Below are 21,197 nucleotides of genomic sequence, written 5' to 3' on the forward strand. Positions count from 1 at the left end.
GCTCGATGCGGTCAGGATCACAGTGCAAAACGAATGACCGTTCTTGATTTTCCGTGGGCCACCGGCGCAGGGTGGAAGTTCAGAGAACGGACGTTCGGTTTGAGGTGGGGGTCGACGTGGCGCAGCTGACTCTGGAGCGGGTGGAGCACTCGGTGGCGGTCAAGCCGCACGCCGGAGTACGGCGGATCATCCGCGAAGTGGCCCTGCTGGCAGTCCTGTTCGGCGTCTACAACCTCGGACGTTTCCTGTCCGCCGAGCACGCGGGTTCGGCGTACAGACATGCGGACAAGCTCATCGGTTGGGAGGCGTGGCTCGGGTTACCGAGTGAGGCGACCGTGCAGCATGAGGCCCTGCAGATCCCCGGTCTCGCCGACGCCGCCAACGTCTTCTACGCGAGCGTGCACTTCCCGCTGACCGCGGCGGTCCTGCTGTGGTTGATGATCCGGCGGCCGGCCGAGTACGGCAAAGCCCGTTGGGCGCTGGCGTCACTGACCGGGCTGGCGTTGATCGGGCACATGTTCTTCCCGCTGGCGCCTCCGCGGATGATGCCGGGCTGGGTGGACACCGGCGTCGTGCTCGGCCAGTCCGTGTACGGCCCGACCACAGACTCCGGCGTGGCGAACCAGTTCGCCGCGATGCCGAGTCTGCATGTCGGCTGGGCGTTCATGGTCGCGGTGATCCTGATCCGGGCGACCCGCTCGCGCTGGCGCTGGCTGTGGATCGCGCATCCGGTGCTCACGTTCGCCGTCGTCGTGGTGACGGCCAACCACTACTGGCTGGACGGCCTGGTCGCGATCGCGTTGGCGCTGCCGTTGCTGGTGATCTTCGACGTACGGCGGGGTGCGCATCCCCGCCGACGTCACCGATCAGCGTTTGGCGGAGGGGCCCGCGGTGGCGAGTTCCTCGTCCGCGCGGACCAGGTAGGGCTCGCGGTCGAGCACCAGCCGGGCTGCGGCCGCGCCGATGTCGAACCACAGCCCGATCAGCTCGAGCCGTCCTTCCGCTTCCGCCGTACGCACACAGGCGAAACTGCGCAGGTTCGCCAGTTGTACGCCGACATTCGCGACGGACAGTTTGTCGGCCGGGGACAGGGTCACCCCGGTCGCCGGGTCGATAATGTCCGGCAGGCCGACGGCACGACGTACCGACGGCTCCAGATGGCGCAGCCAGTTCTGCAGGCCGGAGCCGGCCGGGATGTTCGCCTCCAGCGCGGCTGCGGCAGCGCCGCAGTGTGAGTGACCGCAGACCACGATCGACTTCACGCCGAGCACCTCGACGGCGTATTCGATCGCGGCGTCGACGGAGTTGCTGTTCGACCCCTTCGGCGGCACCAGGTTGCCGATGTTGCGGACGCAGAACTGGTCGCCCGGACCACTCGTGGTGATCATGTTCGGCACGATCCGCGAGTCCGCGCAGGTGATGAACAGGTGCGCCGGCCGCTGCCCGTCGGCCGCGAGTTTCGCCAGCATCGGCCGGATCAGATCGGCCGACGCCTCGAACTCACGGATCCCGTCCAGCATCGACACGCGCTGGTCGGGCTCGGGGATCACCTGGCGTTGCCAGGGCAGCAGCCGCCGGGCCGGATCGGTGTGCATCGCGGCCCGCAACGCGACCCGGTTCAGTTCGACCGAGCCGCCGCGCGCGAGGTGACCGCGGCGCCAGTCCTCGATGGCCTCGTAGGCCGCGTGGTCGAGATGGTGAACCTCCAGGTCGACGCGCACCCGGGCGCCGAACGGGATCGTCCGCAGCGTCCGGATCAGCGACGCGACGCCGAGGAAGACCAGCGTGCCGCGGATCCGCACGGTCCACAGGCCGTCCTGCTCGGTCGTGGTGACAGTCGCCCGAGCCAGTCGGTACAGCACTCGAGCGAGTGCGAGCACCAGACCGATGAGGACGCCTTCGGCCAGCCCGAGTACAGCGACGCCGGCAGCAGTCACGACGTACACGAGCAACTCGTCATGCCGGCGCAGGGTGCGGATGTGTGCGAGCTGGACAAGCCGCAAGCCGGTGACGAGCAGTACGCCGGCCAGCGCGGCCATCGGGATGAGTTCGAGCATCGCGCCGGCGGCGAGCACGAACGCGGCGATCCAGACGCCGTGCAGGATGGCCGACGCGCGGGTGCGCGCACCGGCCGCGACGTTGGTGGAGCTGCGCACGATCACGCCGGTCACCGGCATGCCACCGAGTGCGCCGGACACCGCGTTCGCGGCGCCTTGGCCGATCAGCTCGCGGTCGAGGTTGCTCCGTTTGCCGCGATGAAGTTTGTCCACGGCAACGGCCGAGAGCAACGACTCCACGCTCGCGACCAGAGCGACAGTCAGTACGGCGGTGATGATCTCCATCGGGGCGCCGTCGGGCACCGCCGGCACGATCAGCTCTTGTAGCGGCTGGTCCGGCAGGTTGACCCGGGTGACGTCAGTCATGAAGACGGCGGCCAGTGCGGTGACCGCGACAACGGCGACCAGGGGTGCCGGAATCGCCTTCACTTTGGGCAATCTGGGCCAGGCCAGCAGGATGACAACGGTCAGTACGCCGACCAGCACCGAGTTGGGGTGGTGGGCGACGAGTTGGCCGGGCAGTGCCGTCAGGTTGGCGATCAAAGAGCTCTGCGCCTGCCCGCCGAGCACCACTTGCAGCTGCTGGACGGCGATGGTGACGCCGATCCCCGCGAGCATGCCGTGCACCACGGCGGGAGAAAGGGAGAGGGCGAGCCGCCCGATCCGGGTGACGCCCAGCAGGATCTGCAACAGGCCGGCGGCGCAGGTGATGCCGGCGGTCGCGGCCCAGCCGAACTGGCTGACGAGGCCGGCGACGACAACGGTGAGGCCGGCGGCGGGACCGCTGACCTGCAACGGGGAGCCGCCGAGCGCTCCGGCGACGATACCGCCGACCACCGCGGCCACCAGGCCGGCGATCAGCGGGGCGCCGGACGCGGCGGCGATCCCCAGGGAGAGTGGAATGGCAATCAGGAAGACCACCAGCGAGGCCGGTAGGTCATGGTGGAGAATCGACCGCCAGGTACTGCGTTCAGGCGCAGGACTGGTGACTGGCGGGGAGTGGGATGTTGACATGGTCGGCACGGGTCCCTCCGGCGTCGGTGCTCTGGGCATCAGGCGTCGAAACAAAGAGTGTCGATCTGATTACCCATCGTAGCTGGCCGTTCAAGGCCGGAGTAGCGACAATTCCAATTCGTTGCCGAAGGCCCGGGAACCCGCGAAAACTGACGATTGCTCAGGGCATCTACTCGGGCGGGAACAGCACCCGGCGCGCGTGGTCGGTGTCGGTGTACTCCCGAACCGCGACGATCCGCCCGCCGGAAACAGTGAAGACGCCTGCACCGTGGTTGTCATAGGCACCACCGGCCCGGCGAAGCCGCGTACTGTCGGTGGGCCTGGATGACGTGGGAACCCGACGCCAGACCTCGCCAGTGACCTGACCGACGGACGCCCGGGAAGGGCGGTGATGAACAGGTTCAACGGTTGCTCGTCACGTTTTATACGCTGACACCGCTAGCAGCAGCAATAGTCCCCGCCACAGAGGAGCCAGCACGTGGATCTGCAACTGTCTGGTCGGACCGCGGTCGTTACCGGAGCCAGCAAGGGCATCGGCCTCGCCTGTGCGGAGGCGCTCTTGCGCGAGGGCGTGAAGGTGACCGGAATCTCCCGTGATCCCGGCAATCTCGCGAAGGCGCAGGAGGAGCTGGCGGCCAAGGGGCTGAGCTACGAGGTCGAGGCGGTCGACCTCACCGACGCCGACGCGACCAGGGCGGCTTTCGCGCGGATCGGCGTACCGGACATTCTGATCAACTGCGCGGGAGCGGCTCGCCGTACGCCGGTCGACGAGCTCGACAGCAAGGCGTTGCATGCGGCGATGGAGGCGAAGTACTTCACCTACATGCACGCGACCGAGGCGATCATCCGGGCCATGGCCGAGCGCGGCAGCGGCGCGATCGTGAACGTGGTCGGCCAGGGCGGGCGCGCGGCGAACCCGTTGCACATCGGCGGCGGCGCGGCCAACGCGGCACTGATGCTGGCGTCGGTCGGCTATGCCAAGGCGTACGCCGGTCAGGGCGTGAGGGTGAACGTGATCAACCCCGGCATGACGCGCACGGCCCGAGTGGACGAAGGGCTCGAGGCGGCGGTCCGGGCCAGCGGCCGGCCGAAGGAGGAGCTGCTGGCGGAGATGGTCGCCGAGATCCCGATGGGCCGCGCCGGCGAACCCGCCGAGGTCGCCAACGTCGCCGTCTTCCTCGCCTCCCCACTGGCCAGCTACGTCACCGGCTCCATCATCACCATGGACGGCGGTGTGACCTCAGCCATCTAATGTTCGAAATCGGCGTACTGGCCGCCCGCTTCGGCCTCGCGACCCACGTCCTCAGGCACTGGGAGGACGAGGGCTTGCTCACCCCAGCTGCCCCGAATGCCCCCACTTCCAGTCGATGATCGCGGAGCTCAGTCGGAGAACGGGGTGATCGGGCGGTCCTGTCGTACGCCGTCCAAGGTCATGTCGACGCGTTCGTCGAAGAAGGCTATGAGGCCGGCGACCGGGAGTAGGGGTGCGGTTGGGAAGTCGTAGGACCAGGCGACGTCTCGGCCGTCGACGGACCAGTAGCCCGTGGTGCGGCCCTTGTAGGGGCACGCGGTCCGGGTGTCGCTCGGGGTGAGGTTGTCGAAGTTCACGTCCGGGCGTGGGAAGTAGTAGCGCGGCGGCAGACCGGTTTCGAAGACGATGACGGTCGATCGGGACTCGGCCAGAACCTTGCCCTTCACCTCGACCTTGACGTGCCGGCCGGACCGGATCGCGTCACAACGGGCGTATGGGTTCCGTGGATGGACGAAGACTTCCTCGTCCTCCTCGAACCAGCTGTCCAGCGCGTCCCATTGGAACCGGACCCGGTCCTTCGCGATCCCGTCGTCGTACACCCAGGCCTTGCCCGACCCGGCGGTGTGTACCCGCGCGACCCCGTGTTCGAACGTCTTGGTCTCGCCGGTGTCGGTCAGCACCCCGTCCGCCACGTCCGCGACCGGGACGTAGTACTGCGGGTACGGCGGGAACTCCCACAGGTAGATCGCGTCCGTCGTGTCCAGTACGACGCGATCGCCGAGAGTCGCGCGGATCCGCCGGGGAACCGGAGCCGTGGAGCCGGGTGGAACCAGAGGTGCGGGGTAGGCGCTCATTCGTCCAGTAAAGGCGTGGGGCCGGCCGCAGGGAAGGCCGGCCCCACCATGATCAGACGGTGATCCAGTCGATGTCGGCGATGTAGCCGGTCGGGTTGTGCACCTTGATCGAGTTGGCTCCGGCCTGGAGCTTCATCGGCAGGTAGGTGACCTGCGGCGTACCCCAGTCGTTGTCGCCGAGGCCGTGGTAGTTCACCCAGTAGCTGTCGGCGTCGTTGACGGTGAGCATGCTCTGCCGGCTGGTGTCGCCGTCGGTGTAGGCGATCTTCACCAGGTACGTCCCGGTGGTCGGCACGGTGATGTTGTTCAGCGTCACCGACGCGTCGTAACCGATGTTGCCGATCTTCGCCCCGCCCGAGCACAGGTTGCAACCGGAGACGCCAGCGTTTCCGGTCAGCGTGCTGGTCGACGCCTCGGCCTCGTACCGCACCGGTCCACCCGACTTCGAGGTGAACATGGTGACCGGCGCGCTCGCCTCCGACGTACGGCCGCTAACCACGCCCTGGACGGTGAAGGTGTACTGCGTCTGCGGCAGCAGCCCGGTCACCACAGTGCTCGTGCTCGAGCTGGTCGCAACCTGCTTGCCATTGGCAAACACCTTGTACGACGAAGCACCCGTGCTCGGCTGCCAGTTCAGGGACACGGTGGTCCGGCTGACATCGGTCGCGGTCAGGTCGGCCGGTTTGGTCGGGCTGCCGGCGTTGTTCGGCGTGATCTTGTACAGCTTCGAGCCATGCGCCGGGAGCGCCGCGCTGACCTGACCTGCCACATTGCGGGTGTTCTGGTTCGCCCACACGTCGCGGACGGTCGCCTTGCCGGTAATGCCGAGCTGGTCGAAGTTCCCGGTCACCGTGGCCGGGGTCTCGGCCAGGTTGAACAGGCCGACCGTGACGCTGCCGTCAGCGTTCTTGGCGTACCAGACCTGCTGCAGCTGGTCCTGGTTCAGCGGGCGGGCCGGGTTGCCGGACTGGTTGATCGCGATGACCTCGCGGTTGGTCAGCAGCTTCAGACCGTACGCGTCGAGCTTCGTCATGTCGTCACCGACGAACAGCGGAGCCGCGTTGATCGCCCAGAACGTCATGTAGCTCTGCCGCTCGGCCTCGTTGAGGCCGTCCATCTCGCCGACGCCGACGTTGATCGCGTCCAGGTTGTTCCAGTGACCCGGTCCGGCGTCGTCGACCCACTGCGGCAGGTCCCACCAGCGCTGCTTCACCGAGCCGTCCCAGCGGACGATGGTGTCGCAGTAGCACTCCACGTCGGTGTCGATCCGCCAGCCGTTCGAGTTCTGCTTCCAGACGTCGGCGTACCGGTGGCTGAGCGACCACGACAGCGTGTACATCATCGGGCGGCCGGCGTTCTGCACCGCGCGCCACCAAGCCTCGACGTCCTCGGTGTTGTTGTGGTTCGGGTCGTCCGGCGCGCCCTTCCACGAGCCCGGGCCGACACCGTCCATCTTGATGAAGTCGACGCCCCAACTCGCGAACAGGTTCGCGATCGAGTCGGCGTACTTCTGCGCGCACGGGCTCGCGTAGTTGATCTTGTACGCCTGGTCCCAGCCGTTCGTGGTGCGCAGGTCCGGGTAGACGATGTCGCGGGTGAAACAGCCGGGTGCGTCGTAGATCGGCGTGTTGCCGTCGCGGTACACGTCGAAGCCGAGGCCGACCACGGTGTAGATGCCGAACTTCAGGCCGAGCTTGTGGATGTCGTCGCCGACCGCCTTCATCCCGCGCGGGAACCGACTGGTGTTCGCGATCGGGCGGCCGTACTCGTCACCGCCGAGCTGCCAGCCGGCGTCGATGTTGATGTACTCGTAGCCGTACGGCTTGAGCTTGGTCGCCATCGCCTGGGCCTGGGCGAGGATGTTCTTCTCGCTGATGAAGCTGCCCGGGCCGTCCGGGTTCACACCCGGGTAGTTGGTGGACTGCAGGCTCCAGCTGCTCCAGCCCATGTACGGCTTGGCCGCGACCTGCGGGTACTGCGCCGGCGTCTTGGCCGCCGTCGTCAGGTCCGGGGTGCCCTGGAAGGCGGAGTCGGGTTCGACCAAGGTCGGCTTGGGGCCCGGTTGGACCGTGGTCGATTGGGCCGCGTCGGCCGGTGCGATCGCGGCTGCCGTCGACACCAGGGCGACGGCAGCCAGCAGGACAGCGGCGGTACGGCGGGTTGATACAGACATGAGGGTGTTCCTCCAGGGGAGGAGAGAGCGGACCCGGCCGAGCCTAGGGTCGCTTAATTTACGCCGTCAAGTATTCGGCCCCGATGACTGTCCGTAGGCGCTGTGACGCGACTGCGACACAACCTTCATCAACTTCGGGCCGCCGCTGCGGCGTCGTACGAGCGAGGGACCGGCTGAGGAGGACGGTCCCTCGGCGGGCGTCATCACCGCTGCCTGATGCCGCCTCGCTGATCGACAGCCGTCCCTGCTGATCAGCACCTCGCGCCCCCGGTCCGATCCAGCCGGGGGCGCGAGTCCGTCCTAGTGGTGCTGCGGGCGACGGCGGGGGCGCAGCGGGCGGGTGTGCGGGTCGGTGCGCTGGTGCTGGCGACGTCCGAGCGCGAACGGTCGCGACGTACGCGTCGTCGGGTGGCTCGTGGGAGCCGACAGCTGGATCGAGACCTGCTCGAGGTTGAGCCGGACCGGTGGCTGGTGCCAGGGCGAGCGGGTCCGGATCAGGACCAGCCGGAACCGGCCGTCGCGCCGGAGCCGGAGGGCGATGGCGATCGTCGCCACGGCCGGGATCAGGCCGGAGATCAGCAGGCTGGTGCGCGCACCCCAGTTCTGGGCCAGGAAGCCGACCAGCGGGCCGCCGATCGCGCCGCCACCGATGAACACCAGGTTGTAGATCCCGGAGACCCGGCCGCGCAGACCGTCCGGGGTGGTCAGCTGAACCATCGACTGCGCGGCGGTGAGGAACATCAGCGTCGCCATGCCGAGCGCGGCCAGCAGTGGGATGAAGGTCCACAGCGACGGCTGGATCGCGGCCAGGACCTCGGTCACGGTCAGCAGCGACGCGATGCCGACCAGGTTCCGCAGCCGGGGCGTCCGGACCCGTCGGGCAGACAGCAGTGCGCCGGTCAGCGCACCCACCGCGACCACCGAGTTCAGTACGCCGTAACCGGTCGCGCCGGTGTGGAAGACGCGGTCGGCGAAGGCGGTCAGCGTGACCGGCAGGCTGATCGCGAACATGCCGTAGATGCCGACCAGCGCGATCGCCCAGCGGACGGCCGGCTCGTGGAACGCGTACCGCACGCCGTCCCTCAGCCCGTCGCGGATCCGCATTCCGGCACTCGCCCGGCGGGCCGCCTGCAGCCCGGGCATCTCGTGCTCGCGCATCATCAGCAGCGCGGAGATCGAGCCGAGGAAGGTGGCCGCGTTCAGCGCGAAGGCCCAGCCGGTGCCGAGCGTGCCGAGCAGGACGCCGCCGAGCGCCGGGCCGATCATGCTGCCCAGCTGGAACGTCGACGAGACCATGCTGATCGCGTTCCGGACCCGCTCCTTGCCGACCAGTTCGGTGACGAAGGACTGCCGGGTCGGATTGTCGACGGCAGTCGCGAGGCCGAGGAACAGTGCCAGTAGGTAGACCTGCCAGACCTGCACCTGGCCGCTGAAGGCCAGTACGGCGAGGACCGCGGCGCCCGTGCCCATCGTCGTCTGGGTGACCAGCAAGACCTTGCGTTTCGGGAAGCGGTCCGCGATCACTCCGCCGTACATGCCCAGCAGGAGGGTGGGGAGGAACTGCAACGCGGTGGTGATGCCGACCGCGGTGGCGCTGCCGGTGATGGTGAGCACCAGCCAGTCCTGGGCGATGCGCTGGATCCAGCCGCCGGTCGAGCTGACCAGCAGTCCGCTGACCAGGAGGCGGAAGTTGCGGACCTGCAGCGCGCTGAACGTGTCCCGGAAGCCGGGGCGCCGCTGCGGTTCGGGGGTGCTCGTACTGCGGTGGGTGTGGAAGTCGGGGGCGGATGGGACAGTGCCGGTGGCCCGGGTGGTCAAGAGTGTTCCCTACACGAGTGGACGGGTCAGGGGAGGACATGTCCATCCTCGTCGGTAGGTGCTGAATTCGGATAGCGAATTACTCCTATTACTCTTATCGCGTCGCGTAATAGGAGGTCCATCGATGTACGACCCGGATCAGCTGCGCACGTTCCTGGCGGTGGCGCAGTCGCTCAGCTTCACCCAGGCAGCGGAGCGGCTGGGTATCCGGCAGCCGACGGTCAGCCAACATATCCGCAAACTCGAGATGGCGGTCGGGCGACCGTTGTTCCTGCGCGACACGCGGACGGTCACGCTGACCGCGGACGGCGAGGCGATGGCCGGGTTCGCTCGGACCATCCTGGCCGCGCACGAGGAGGCGGCCGGGTACTTCACCGGCTCGGAACTGCGCGGCCGGCTGCGGTTCGGGGTGACCGACGACCTCGCGCTCACTCCGCTACCGCGGATCCTGCGCGACTTCCGCCAGCTGTACCCGCGGATCGATCTCGAGCTCACAGTTGCCCAGAGCCCCAACCTGCTCCGCCGGGTGGAGTCCGGCCACCTGGACCTGGCCTACGTGAAGCACAGCGTCGGCACCGGCTACGAACCGAACGGACGACTGGTACGGCGGGATCCGCTCGTCTGGGCCGGGATCAACGGGACCCGGATCGCGCCCGACGGACCGGTGCCGCTGGTCGCGTACCAGGCACCCAGCCTCAGCCGGTCCCTCGGTGTGCAGACGCTCGAGCAGGCCGGCCGGTCCTGCCGGATCACGTGCATCGTCCGTGGCGTGAACGGCGTACTCGCGGCTGTCCGGGCCGGCCTCGGCATCGCGATCTTCGCCCGTTCCCTGATGCCGGCCGACCTGGTCGAACCCCCGCCGAGCGCCGGCCTCCCGGAACTCCCGGCCATCGACCTGGTCCTGATCACCAACCCGCGCGCCTCGAAAGAGCCTGCCGAGGCTCTCACGGCCGCCATCCTCGGCAGCAACGCGCCGCTGAAACCCGACGCCGGCTAGGTGAGGGCGTCACCGCGGAGAATCAGCGCGACCACGCTGACGACCGCCACCGCGATCGTCACCAGGAACGGCGCGTCCCGCCACGCCAGGATCACCGCGAGCAGTACTGCGACCACGGCCAGGGCGACCCACCCGACTACTCCGATCGGACCGGCCGGAGCGACCACCAGCAGCCCGGTCGCGAAGGCCAGCGGCAGCGGCGCGATCAGCCGAGCGTAGGCGCCGAGCCGCTGCGGCCACCCGCGGACACCGGTGGCGAGATCATCGTCCAGATCGGGTACGACGTTTGCCAGATGGGCACCGATTCCGAGCAGAGCCGTGGCGGCGGTGGCCCACCACGGCGCCCAGGTGTGGGTCGTGCCGAGGGTGACGAACGAGGGGAGTGCCCCGAACGCGACGGCGTACGGGAGCCAGGAGATGGTGGTCGACTTGAGGCCGAGGTTGTACGCCCAGGCGCAGGCGACGAACAGTAGATGCATCAGGCCGGCAGCTGTTCCGTTGGCCAGCGAGACCGGGATGGTGACGATCAGCATGACCGCCGCGCCCACGATCAGAGTGCGGCGACTCACCAGTCCACGTACCACCGGCTTGTCCTGCCGGTTCACAATGGTGTCGCGGGCGGCATCTATCGCGTCATTGCTCCAGCCGATCGAGAGGTGGCCGGTGAGGATCGTTGCTGCGACGAGGAGACATCCGGCCGGACTGCGCCCGGCCGACCAGGCCACGGCCGTGGTGAGTGCGGTGACGGCGGCCGTCGGGCCGGGGTGGCAGGCGAGTGCCAGCCCTCTCACGGTCGTGAAGACTCGGCTCACCGATGTAACGATGCCACGATGACGCGGATCGCAGCGGTTCGGCCCGCGTTGCCGCCGTACCGCTATCCGCAGTCTTCGTTGACCGAGGCCTTCGCCTCGATCTGTCTACCGGACGGCAGCGGTACGGCGTTGCTTCGGCGGCTGCATGCGAATGCGGGCGTGTCGTATCGGCATCTGGCGTTGCCGCTGGAGCAGTACACCGCGCTGAAGGACTTCGGTGAGGCGAACGACGCGTGGATCGCGGCGGCCGTGGACCTCGGCGCGGAGGCGGTCGCCGGGGCGGTGAAGGATGCCGGGCTGACGCTGGACGATGTCGACCTGCTGATGTTCACCACGGTGACCGGGGTGGCGGCCCCGTCGATCGACGCGCGGATCGCGTTGCGGCTGGGTTTGCGGGAGGACGTCAAGCGGTTGCCGTTGTTCGGGCTGGGATGTGTGGGTGGGGCGGCCGGGATCGCTCGGATGCATGACTATCTGAAGGCGTGGCCGACGCACGTCGCCGTACTGCTGTCTGTTGAGTTGTGCTCGCTGACTCTGCAGCGGGACGACTCGTCGTTGCCGAACCTTGTCGGCGGGGCGTTGTTCGGGGATGGCGCGGCCGCGGTGGTCATGACTGGCTCGGAGCACCCATTGGCGTCGGGACCGTCGGTCGTCGCGACGCGGAGCCGGCTGTATCCGGACTCCGAGCGGGTGATGGGGTGGGACGTTGGGTCGGGCGGGTTCCGGATCGTGCTCGGTGCGGACGTGCCGGACGTGGTGCGGACGTATCTCGGCGGTGACGTGCGGGAGTTTCTTGGAGGCTTTGGGCTGACCGTGCCCGAGATCGGCACGTGGGTGAGTCATCCCGGCGGGCCGAAGGTGCTGGAGGCGGTGGCGGAGACGCTGTCGTTGCCTCCGGGGGCGCTCGATCTGACCTGGCAGTCGCTCGATGCGGTCGGCAACTTGTCGTCGTCGTCCGTGTTGCACGTGCTCGGTGAGACCTTGCGGCGAGATCCTGTCGGGATGGGTTTGCTGCTGGCGATGGGGCCAGGGTTCTGTTCCGAGCTGGTGCTACTGGAGTGGCCATGAGTTGGTACGTCGTACTCGTGGTGCTCGTCGGGTTCGAACGCGTGGCCGAGTTGGTGGTGTCACTGCGGAACGCCAAGTGGAGTTTCGCGCAGGGCGGGGTGGAGTCGGGGCGCGGGCACTATCCGTTCATGGTGGTGCTGCACACAGCTCTGTTGGCGGGGTGTTTGGTTGAGGCGTTGGAGCGGCCGTTCATCCCGTTGCTCGGGTGGACGATGCTGGCCGTCTTACTGCTGTCGCAGGGGTTACGGTGGTGGTGCATCACGGTGCTCGGCCGGCAGTGGAACACGCGGGTGATCGTCGTACCAGGGCTGCGACTGGTTGCACGCGGCCCGTATCGGTGGCTGCGTCATCCGAACTACGTCGCGGTGGTGGCCGAGGGCATCGCGCTGCCGCTGGTCCACACGGCGTGGGTGACTGCTCTTGTCTTCACTGTTCTGAACATCCCGTTGCTGGCGGTCCGGATCCGGACGGAGGAGGCGGCTCTGAACGCCGCTCTGTCCAAGTGATTGACCTCTTGGTGGCCGGTGCCGGACCTGCCGGGGCTGCGACTGCGATCCGCGCGGCGATGTCGGGTCTGTCCGTCGTGGTGGTCGAGCCTCGGGCTGCGCCTATCGACAAGGCTTGCGGGGAGGGCATCGCCCACAGTGCGGTCGAGTATCTGGGGCGGTTGGGGGTGGAACTGTCAGGCCGTCCGTTCCACGGCATCAGATACCTGGACGCGCACCACCAGGTGGATGCGCGCTTCCACGCCGGTCCTGGACTGGGAGTACGTCGTACGACGCTCCACCGAGCCCTGATCGACCGCCTGGCCTCGCTGGACGTCCCGGTGGTCGACGCCCGGGTCGGGCCGATCACTCAGAACACCACCTCAGTCACCGCCGCCGGCTACACCGCCCGCTACCTAGCCGCCGCCGACGGCCTCCACTCCGGCATCCGCCGCCAACTAGGTCTCAACTCAACCCCCACCTCAGGCGCCGCAGGCGCCGTTCGCCGCGGGCTGCGGCAGCACTTCTCGGTCGCGCCCTGGACCGACCTCGTCGAGGTCTACTGGTCTCCACTCGGCGAGGCCTACGTGACGCCTGTAGCCGACGACCTCGTGGGGGTCGCCGTCCTCACCTCGGCCCGGGGGACCTTCGACTCCCACCTGGACGCCTTCCCAGCTCTGAAGCGCCGACTGCGCGGAGCTTGTCCCGCGAACGCGGTGATGGGAGCCGGCCCACTACGCCAGCGAGTGCGAGCGCGGGTGGCGGGCCGGGTCCTGCTGGTCGGAGACGCCGCCGGGTACGTCGACGCGTTGACCGGTGAAGGGATCGCGGTCGCGCTCCGGACCTCCGCGGAGCTGGTCCGCTGTGTGGAGCAGGACCGGCCGGCCGACTACGACGCGGCTTGGCGGCGGGTGTCCTGGGAGTGCCGGTTGCTGACCGGGTCGTTGCTCTGGGCCCGCAACAGATCGTTGCTCGCACCCCGTATCGTGCCGGCGGCCGCGCTGCTTCCGGGGCTCTACACCCGGATCGTCAATCGGCTGGCCTGATTTTCCCTGTCATGGCAGGGATTTCTCGTAAGGGCCCGGCGATCGCTCAGACAACCGCCGGGCCCCGAGAAGCCCGAGCTTCCTGGTGAAAAGCTCGGACCGGCCGGTCCAGCCTCCTGGTGAAAGGCTGGAACGGTGCCCCAGCTTCCTGGTGAAAAGCTGGGACAGTCCTTGGGGTGGTGCTCGGTGTTTCTGAGGAAGACTTAATCAGGCGCATGTTGCCCAACAGTTGCCGGAATGTGAAGCCTTGTTACGTAGGTCTGTGGTGAACATCTCAGTGCTCTGTTCGCACCGCGGCGATCTGCAGTTGTAAGGCGAGCCGTTCGCGCGGATTCGACAGATCCAGAGCCGCGATCTCACCGATCCGCTTCATCCGGTGCCGCAGGGTGTTTGTGTGTAAGTGAAGTTCGCGCGCCGCACGCTGCGGTTGCCCCGGGTACTCCAGCCAGGCCTGCAACGTCTCGACGAACCCGGTGTCGTGCTCGATGTCGTGCCGCAGCAGTGTGGCGAGTGGTCCGTCCAGCTTGCTGGTGTCCAACGAGGTGACTGCTCGGTGGACAGTCAGCACGTGCCAGGCGTCCTCCACAGGCAATGCGGGTCCGGGCGCGACTCCCCGTCGTACCAGGCCCAGCAGCTCGACCGCCTGGGCGCGTGAGCTCGGCAGGTCGGCCGGACCACGTGCTGGCCCGCCTGCCGCGGCGACGGTGCCCGGAGCGGTCTTGGCCTGCTCGGTGACCAGCTTGCGCAACCAGTTCCACGAGCCTGGGCCGTCCGCGTCGGTGACCACTGCCAGCACAGTGCCGTCGAGGTCTGCGAGTTGCGGCTCACCCCATCCGTGCCGGCGACCGGTCGACTCCCACAGGTCGAGTTGCTGCGGTACGTCGTACCCGTCTGGTGATCCGAGTGCGACAACCCGCCAGGGCTGAGGTGGCAGCCGTACGTCGATCGGATTGTCGGGGGAGAACTGCCGGAGGATCGTGCGCAACCTGTCGATGGCACTCCGCCGTGCGACATCGGCCTGTGCGCGCAGCCGCAGCAGATGCAGTGCCAGCACCGACGCAGCGTTGCTCAGCTCGGCCGTCACCTCGTCACTGACCGGTCCGTCCACCACAGCCCAGATAGACCCCAGCCACTCACCACCTGCTCGCACAGGTACGACGAGACGCGGACGGATGCCGTTGGGACCGTCAGGCACCAGGAACGGCTCGCTGGACCGTGCCAGCCGGCGGAAGATGCCACGGGCCCGGAAGTGCGCGATCACTTCGGCCGGTACGCGTCGGCCGACGATGGTGGAGACACGGGTGGGGTCGGTGAAGTCCTGGCCGGATGAGTAGGCCAGGACGCGCGACTGGTTGTCCTCGATGGTGACTGGCGCGTCCACGATCGCTGCGGCCGCGTCGGCGAGTGCGAACAGCTCCTGGTGCACTCCGGCGTCCCCTGCGGCGGGGGAGTCGGGTGCAGCCGCTCTGTCGATCACACCGCGCAGCAGCCAGACCACGTGTGCCCAGGTGACGCTTGGCTGCAGTGCCACGAGGGTGAGCAGCCAGCGCTCGGCTGCCGCGACCACGGTGGGTTCGTGGGCGAGCGTCGTACGCAGAACGACTCCTGACGCGTTGCCGGCGGCGCAGCGCTCCACCAGCTCGATCGCGTCCTCTGCGTCGCGTAGACCGAGTCCAAGGACCAGATCGCCGGGCTGACCGGTCGCAGGCTCCTGCGGGTCGGCCAGGAAGACGTCACGGACCTCTCCGTCGCCTTTGCCGGTCACCACCACCTCGAACAAGGCAGGGCCGACGGCGACGATCAGGTCAGGCGCGGTGATCATGCGGTTATTGTGCAGGTTATTGTGCGATGAGCACAGTCATTCGTCTCTTCAGTGGTGTGATCGCACCATGACAGGGGTCCGCCGGGGACGCACCATCGATACATGGTCGCTGCTGGTTCTGCTGTTGGTGTCAATCACATCGTTCCCGATCGCGTCGCTGTCGTCGGCGCGGGCATGGTCGGACTCGCCACCGCCTGGTTCCTCCAGGAGGCCGGCGTCGAGGTCACCGTGCTCGATCGCGAAGGCGTCGCCGCGGGCGCGTCCTGGGGTAACGCCGGCTGGCTCACCCCCGGCCTGGCCACCCCGCTGCCGGAACCGGCCGTCCTCAAGTACGGCGTCCGTGCGGTGCTGAGCCCCTCCTCACCGGTGTACGTTCCACCGACCGCGAGCCCGCGGCTCCTCAGTTTCCTCACCCGCTTCGCTCGCAACAGCACCGCCGGACGCTGGAAGACCGCGATGGAGTCGCTGGTCCCGATCAACCGGCAAGCCCTGCCCGCCTTCGACTTCCTGGCCAAGGCCGGCGTCGAGGCGCAGACGTACGAGGCCAAGTCGTTCCTGGCCGCGTACCGGACCGAGGCCGAGCGGAGCGTGCTGCTCGAGGAGATCGAGCACATCCACGCGGCCGGTCAGGGCATCGAGTTCGAGCCGATCAGCGGTGACGACGCCCGCGAGATCGAGCCCTCGCTGTCCGACCAGATCGGGGCCGCGATCCGGCTGCACGGGCAGCGGTTCATCAACCCGGGCGACTACGTGAAGATGCTGGCCGACTCGGTGATCGCCCGGGGCGGACAGATCATCAGCGGCGTCGTCGTGAAGGACATCGTCGACGAGATCCGCGGCGTCCGGCTCGTCACCGGCGACGGTGAGACCGACCCGTTCGACGCGGTCGTGATGGCGACCGGGGCCTGGCTCGGGGATCTGGCCCGGCAGTTCGGCGTCCGCACCGTCGTACAGGCAGGACGTGGTTACAGCTTCAGCGTGCCGATCGCGCATGTCCCGGCCGGGCCGGTGTACTTCCCGGCGCAGCGGATCGCGTGCACGCCGCTCGGCGACCGGCTGCGGGTCGCCGGGATGATGGAGTTCCGCAAGCCCGACGCGAAGCTCGACCAGCGGCGGATCAACGCGATCGTCGAGGCCGCCCGTCCGCTGCTGCGGGACGCCGACCTGGACGCCCGCACCTTCGAATGGGTCGGGCCGCGCCCGTGCACCCCGGACGGTCTCCCGCTGATCGGTGCGACCGCGTCACCGCGCGTCTTCGCCGCCGGCGGTCACGGCATGTGGGGCATCACCCTCGGCCCGATCACCGGACAGCTGCTGGCCGAGACCATCACCACCGGCCGCACCCCGCGCGAGCTGGCTCCCTTCAACCCACTCCGCTGACACCAACGGGAGGGGCCCCAACGACGTGGTCCCTCCACCTGCGCTGACCCACGCCTCGAGCGGCACACCGGGTGACCCGTCCCGGGCGGTCTCTGCCTCACCCGCCCGCGCCACCCGTGACTAACCAGCCGCCCCGGTCAGCCCCGGAGCGGGCCCTGGCTGACATCCCCTGCCCAGGGCCCGCTCCTACGACAGGCTGTCTGCTTCCAGCCCGCCGCACCAACGTCGGCCAACCCGCCGACGCCTCCTGGACCGTCCTCACCGACCCCGAAGGTGGACAGCGGATCGAGCCGCCGACCTTCTACCGCCGCTGGGGCTTCACCGACCAAGTCGGCCGCTCACTCCTCATGCGCCGTACCACTGACGCGAAGCTGACGACCTGAACCTTGCCGAATGTCAGGCCTCGGAGCACGATCGTTGACACCTTTGAACGACCTGGGAGGTCGCGGCGATGTCCGACGCCAACGAAGAGCACTCAGCTCCGCAGCGCCGCGCTCCTCAGCCGTTCGGCCAAGGCCAGACGCCGCCTCAGGTGACCAGTCAGCGCCGGCTGGGAGCGCGGAGGAGTTCCTGGCTGGACCAGGCGCCGCGGATTCTCGACGTCGCGGCTCGGGTCGTGTGTCTGCTGGCGGGCGTCGGGGTGCTCGTTACGGGCCTCGTCGGGCTCTTCTCCGACGTCGACGAAGCCGTTCTGGCCATGGTGCTGGCTGTCGGCGTACTGCTGCTGATCACGCCCTCGATCGTCGACCGGATCCGAGCGATGAAACTCGGCCAGTTCGAGGTGCAGTTGGTGCGCCAGGTCGCCGCCAGCGCCCGGGAAGCTGCCAACACCCTGCAGCGACTCGGCCTCGGCCGCGAGCTCGATGCCTACGCCACGGTCTACACAGAGCTACGTGGTCCCGAACTCAGGAACGTCCGAGCGATGGTGCTCGACCGGATCATCGAGCGGGTGTCCAGTGCGGCGGTCGTCGAGAAGTTCGACCAGAACGAGGTCAAGACGATGTTCCGCGAAGGTACGCCGATCGTGCGCGTGCTCGCCCTGGGCCTGATGGAGGGCGATCCCTCCCTGATCGACGGTGAGATCCTGCTCGAGGCCGTCAGCCGATCGCTGACCGGGAACGAGCAGTACCACGCGCTCAGGCTGGCTCGAGACGAGTGGCACCGCCTGTCACCGGCCGACCATGCCGCGCTGCGATCGGCGATCGATGCCAGTCCGCACCTCAAGGACGGCAGCGCGAGGGCCGACCTGGCACAACAAATCCGAGCACTCAGTGGTTGAGTGCTCGGATTTGTACTATCGCTGGCAGTGAGCTCAGTGGGTGTGGGGTTCGGTGCCGTGTTCGGCTTCGTGGGCGGCGATCTGGGCGCGGACCTCTTCCATGTCGACCGCGCGGAGCTGGCCGATCAGGTCTTCCAGGGCCGGGGCCGGGAGCGCGCCGGGCTGGGAGTAGAGGACGACGCCGTCACGGACCGCCATCAGGGTCGGGATCGAGCGGATGTCGAACGCCTGGGCGAGTTCGACCTGCGCCTCGGTGTCGACCTTGCCGAAGGTGATGTCCGTGTGCTGCTCGGACGACTTCTCGAATACCGGTCCGAACATCTTGCACGGGCCGCACCACTCCGCCCAGAAGTCCACCAATACGAGACCGTCACCGCTGACGACCTCGTTGAAGTTCTCCTGGGACAGCTCGACCGTTGCCACTACGACCTCCGAAGTTAGACGAATACAGCCACTACAACACCGAACCCACCACAGGTGTTCCCGGCCGATGTACGTCGTACCGGCGCTTAGGGGCAGGTACGACGTACAAGCGCTTGACCGTATCGGCAGGTGACCGAAATGCGGAGTACGGGGTGTGACCTGGCACACGTTCAGGTCAGATCGGCATGTCCACGAAGGGTGACGTGTAGTCCTTGACCTCGTCGAGGATCGAGGCGGCGGCCTCCGGCGTGAGGTCGGCCCGCTCGCGCTCGGCGACGATCATCTGGCGCAGCAACCGGGTCTCGCCGGCGGTGGCCAGGCCGGTGATCTCCGGGTGTCCGTTCAGCAGCCACGCGGTCGCCGCGGTGATGTAGCGCTGCTCGTCGAACGGCCGGTACCAGGTGTCGTACGTCTTCTCCTCGCCGTCCTGCCAGTTGCGCCGGGCAATCATCTTGATCGTCATCAGCGCGGCGTCGGACGCCTTGATCGCTTCGACCAGGGCGGCGTAGTCGGCGGCGTACTGCGGATCTGTCGACAATCTGTAGTTCAGCGGCGTCAGCACACTGTCGAAGTCGAAGCGGCGCAGTGCCTCGGTGTGGACGGCCGGTGCCTGCGCGGTGTGCCCGGTGATCCCGATCGCCCGGACCAGGCCTTCTTCTTTGGCCCGGATCGCCGCTTCGAGCGAACCGCCTTTGCCGGTGACGAGATCGAGATTCTCCAGATCGCAGACCGCGTGCATCTGGATCAGGTCGACGTGATCGGTCTGGAGCCGCTCCAACGAGCGGTTGATCTCGGCCCAGGCCTCGTCATGGGTACGGCGACCTGTCTTGGTGGCGAGGAAGATCCGGTCGCGGATCTCCGGCATCCGCGGACCCAGCCTGAGCTCGGCGTCGCCGTAGTCGGCCGCGACGTCGAAATGGTTGATACCGGCATCGAGGGCTTCCTGGATCGAGGCGTCGGCCCGATCCTGGTCGACTCCGCCGAGCGACGCGGCGCCGTAGATCAGCACCGAGCTGTCGTGCCCGAGTCTGCCCAGTCGGCGAGATTCCATCCTGGTCCTCCAGGGGTAGCAGGGATTACTGCGACCCTATGCCCGGTAAAGCGGTTTTTGACCCCTCGCCACGGGAGAGTTTTCCACAGGCTGAGCCCCGGAATCGGTTACTATGCGTGATCAGTTGATGCGTTCTTTACCATGTTGTTCGCACGGATATTCGAAGCCTGTCCGTCTCGTATGGCATGGTTTGCGCTGCCCGATCGACCGGATCGGGCATGGGAGAGGAGCTATGAGGACGGTACCGAAGGTGTCACTCTTGCCCGATGAGGGTGACACTGCCCGCGAGTGGGGTAACAGTATGGCTGCGGGGAGCGATGGAGCATCCGGATCCTGGTCTCAGGTCTCCCGGAGGACAGTTGCTTGCCGTATTCTCCCGGCTACTGTCCGCGTAACTGCTGTCTGAGGGGCGGGTAGCGATGAGTTGGTGGCGAACGTTGCTGAACCTGCCGCCAAAAGGTGAGCATTGGTCGGACCAGCGGCGCCCGGCGAAAGCGGGCAAAGGACGCCCGGCGAACACCGCACCGGAGTGGTGGGCCCACCCCGATGGACCGGTGTCACCCACCCCTCGCCAGGCACAGGGCGTAGCGGCGCAGTACTCCGCTCCACAGGCCCATCCGCCGGCCAGCGGAGTGATGGCACCCCCGCGTCGTCCTTCCTCGCGTACGACGGACGCCTCGCAACCCGGCCATCGTCCACCCGAACGTTTGAAACAGCGCTCGCCGCATGGTGCGCACGCAGCGCCGGTCCCGGTCCGGGAGGCGCTCGAGCCCGGGCAGCCGCCCTGGTCCACCGAGCCCGAGTCGTCGTTCTCCACCTGGGCCCGGCGGTTCTTCCGTGGTCTGGTGGTCGTCGTACTGCTCCTTGCGGCCATCAGCGGCGTTCGTTCATGGGTCACGCCGAACCGGACACCGGAAACCGTTGTCAGCAATCAGAACAGCTTCCCGAGCGACGAGGCCCGTGCGGTTGCGACGAGGTACGCCGTCTCGTACCTCAACTGGGACGAGTCGAACCCGGACGCTCGGCCGGCCCAGATCGCTCTCGACCTCGCGGCCGGCCTGGACAGCCGGGCCGGATGGAACGGTCGCGGCAAGCAGACTGCCGACCGCGCCTACCCGGGCGAGGTGAAGGTCGACTCCAGTGGTGTCACGGCTGTGGTCGACGTACGCGTAGAGGTCCGGTCGTACACCAAGCGCGGTCCGGCGTTCGTCGCGGGACCGTACTCCTGGGAGCGTTTGTCCGTTCCGGTCGCCCGGACCGCGTCACGCATCGTGGCCAGCGGGCCGCCGACGTTCGTCCCGGATGAGCGGGCCGCGTTGCCGGACAACATGCCGGAAGCCGGCGTACCGGACGACGACCTGACCGCGGCGACACTGAAGGACGCGGAGGCTTTCTTCTCTGCATATGCGGAGTCCGACAACAAGGTGTCGGCCGTGACCGCGCCGGGTTCGACGATTCGCAGCCTGAACGGTTCGGTGAAATTCGGCGAGCTGAAGGACTGGCAGGTCTTCACCGGCAACGACGACGAGCGGCGGGCGACCGCGGCCGTCACCTGGGACGGGGTCGGAGATACCACCCTGGACCAGACGTACACGCTCACGCTGAGGCGTACTGTCGCCACGGACGGAGCACAACGATGGCAAGTGGCGGCCGTCGGATGACAACG

Annotated in this window: 17 protein-coding genes and 1 pseudogene; 10 read left to right on the plus strand and 8 right to left on the minus strand. The window is 67.9% G+C overall.

The features are described 5' to 3' along the window. Positions 1-335: 335 nt before the first annotated feature. Positions 336-749 (plus strand): annotated as a pseudogene (locus V9K99_RS33955) (phosphatase PAP2 family protein); the annotation flags it as partial. 117 nt (positions 750-866) lie between these two features. Here the strand turns inward: V9K99_RS33955 and V9K99_RS33960 are convergent. Continuing rightward, positions 867-3,110 carry a bifunctional SulP family inorganic anion transporter/carbonic anhydrase gene (locus V9K99_RS33960; protein WP_337336419.1) on the minus strand — a complete coding sequence of 748 codons (2,244 nt, stop codon included), beginning with the start codon at positions 3,108-3,110 and terminating at the stop codon, positions 867-869. Positions 3,111-3,549: 439 nt separating this feature from the next. Between V9K99_RS33960 and V9K99_RS33965 the strand changes: the two genes are divergently transcribed. Together V9K99_RS33965 and V9K99_RS42805 are read left to right on the plus strand one after the other, a co-directional pair. Then, positions 3,550-4,323 carry an SDR family NAD(P)-dependent oxidoreductase gene (locus V9K99_RS33965; RefSeq protein WP_337323714.1) on the plus strand — a complete coding sequence of 258 codons (774 nt, stop codon included), beginning with the start codon at positions 3,550-3,552 and terminating at the stop codon, positions 4,321-4,323. Next, positions 4,323-4,442 (plus strand): helix-turn-helix domain-containing protein, encoded by a 120-nt coding sequence (locus V9K99_RS42805; RefSeq protein ID WP_443137105.1) that lies wholly within the window; start codon positions 4,323-4,325, stop codon positions 4,440-4,442. Before V9K99_RS33965 ends, V9K99_RS42805 begins: the two co-directional genes overlap by 1 nt. Positions 4,443-4,451: 9 nt before the next feature. Here V9K99_RS42805 and V9K99_RS33970 read toward each other — a convergent pair whose 3' ends face one another. The 3 genes from V9K99_RS33970 to V9K99_RS33980 all read right to left on the minus strand — a co-directional run bounded on the left by V9K99_RS33970 (position 4,452) and on the right by V9K99_RS33980 (position 9,168). After that, positions 4,452-5,177 (minus strand): DUF427 domain-containing protein, encoded by a 726-nt coding sequence (locus tag V9K99_RS33970; protein WP_337323713.1) that lies wholly within the window; start codon positions 5,175-5,177, stop codon positions 4,452-4,454. A 52-nt stretch (positions 5,178-5,229) separates the two neighbouring features. Then, positions 5,230-7,350, minus strand: coding sequence for a fibronectin type III domain-containing protein (locus V9K99_RS33975; protein WP_337323712.1), 2,121 nt, complete (start codon positions 7,348-7,350; stop codon positions 5,230-5,232). Positions 7,351-7,650: 300 nt separating this feature from the next. Beyond that, the gene (locus tag V9K99_RS33980) at positions 7,651-9,168 is read right to left on the minus strand and encodes an MFS transporter (protein WP_337323711.1); all 1,518 of its coding nucleotides are present in this window, start codon (positions 9,166-9,168) and stop codon (positions 7,651-7,653) included. Between the two features lie 124 nt (positions 9,169-9,292). Here V9K99_RS33980 and V9K99_RS33985 point away from each other — a divergent pair, with 124 nt between their 5' ends. Next, positions 9,293-10,165 (plus strand): LysR substrate-binding domain-containing protein, encoded by an 873-nt coding sequence (locus tag V9K99_RS33985; protein ID WP_337323710.1) that lies wholly within the window; start codon positions 9,293-9,295, stop codon positions 10,163-10,165. Here the strand turns inward: V9K99_RS33985 and V9K99_RS33990 are convergent. Next, positions 10,162-10,977, minus strand: a complete 816-nt coding sequence (locus V9K99_RS33990; protein ID WP_337323709.1) for a UbiA family prenyltransferase — start codon at positions 10,975-10,977, stop codon at positions 10,162-10,164. The genes V9K99_RS33985 and V9K99_RS33990 overlap by 4 nt on opposite strands. Positions 10,978-10,995: 18 nt before the next feature. On the opposite strand from V9K99_RS33990, the gene V9K99_RS33995 reads away from it, so the two are divergent. Genes V9K99_RS33995 through V9K99_RS34005 form a run of 3 tightly spaced genes read left to right on the plus strand, consistent with a single transcriptional unit; the run spans position 10,996 to position 13,576 of the window. Next, the gene (locus V9K99_RS33995; RefSeq protein WP_337323708.1) at positions 10,996-12,045 is read left to right on the plus strand and encodes a type III polyketide synthase; all 1,050 of its coding nucleotides are present in this window, start codon (positions 10,996-10,998) and stop codon (positions 12,043-12,045) included. Further along, the gene (locus V9K99_RS34000) at positions 12,042-12,551 is read left to right on the plus strand and encodes an isoprenylcysteine carboxyl methyltransferase family protein (RefSeq protein WP_337323707.1); all 510 of its coding nucleotides are present in this window, start codon (positions 12,042-12,044) and stop codon (positions 12,549-12,551) included. The genes V9K99_RS33995 and V9K99_RS34000 overlap by 4 nt, the downstream gene beginning before the upstream one ends. Further along, positions 12,548-13,576 carry an NAD(P)/FAD-dependent oxidoreductase gene (locus V9K99_RS34005; protein WP_337323706.1) on the plus strand — a complete coding sequence of 343 codons (1,029 nt, stop codon included), beginning with the start codon at positions 12,548-12,550 and terminating at the stop codon, positions 13,574-13,576. Before V9K99_RS34000 ends, V9K99_RS34005 begins: the two co-directional genes overlap by 4 nt. A gap of 274 nt (positions 13,577-13,850) precedes the next feature. Here the strand turns inward: V9K99_RS34005 and V9K99_RS34010 are convergent, their stop codons facing one another. Then, on the minus strand, positions 13,851-15,398 hold the full coding sequence (locus V9K99_RS34010) for a helix-turn-helix domain-containing protein (protein ID WP_337323705.1): 1,548 nt from the start codon (positions 15,396-15,398) through the stop codon (positions 13,851-13,853). A gap of 102 nt (positions 15,399-15,500) precedes the next feature. On the opposite strand from V9K99_RS34010, the gene V9K99_RS34015 reads away from it, so the two are divergent. Continuing rightward, a complete protein-coding gene (locus V9K99_RS34015; RefSeq protein ID WP_337323704.1) occupies positions 15,501-16,778 on the plus strand; it encodes an NAD(P)/FAD-dependent oxidoreductase in 1,278 nt (425 codons plus the stop codon). Positions 16,779-17,229: 451 nt separating this feature from the next. Next, complete coding sequence (locus V9K99_RS34020) at positions 17,230-18,057, plus strand: hypothetical protein (protein WP_337323703.1); 828 nt, start codon at positions 17,230-17,232, stop codon at positions 18,055-18,057. Between the two features lie 33 nt (positions 18,058-18,090). Here the strand turns inward: V9K99_RS34020 and trxA are convergent, their stop codons facing one another. Further along, positions 18,091-18,480: a thioredoxin gene (trxA, locus tag V9K99_RS34025; protein WP_337323702.1), complete on the minus strand. Its 390-nt coding sequence runs from the start codon at positions 18,478-18,480 to the stop codon at positions 18,091-18,093. A 175-nt stretch (positions 18,481-18,655) separates the two neighbouring features. Next, the gene (locus V9K99_RS34030; RefSeq protein ID WP_337323701.1) at positions 18,656-19,531 is read right to left on the minus strand and encodes an aldo/keto reductase; all 876 of its coding nucleotides are present in this window, start codon (positions 19,529-19,531) and stop codon (positions 18,656-18,658) included. 707 nt (positions 19,532-20,238) lie between these two features. Between V9K99_RS34030 and V9K99_RS34035 the strand changes: the two genes are divergently transcribed. Continuing rightward, positions 20,239-21,192, plus strand: coding sequence for a conjugal transfer protein (locus V9K99_RS34035; RefSeq protein WP_337323700.1), 954 nt, complete (start codon positions 20,239-20,241; stop codon positions 21,190-21,192). The last annotated feature ends 5 nt before the right edge of the window (positions 21,193-21,197 follow it).

The sequence above is a fragment of the Kribbella sp. CCNWLW201 genome (assembly GCF_037203805.1).
Lineage (GTDB): Bacteria > Actinomycetota > Actinomycetes > Propionibacteriales > Kribbellaceae > Kribbella.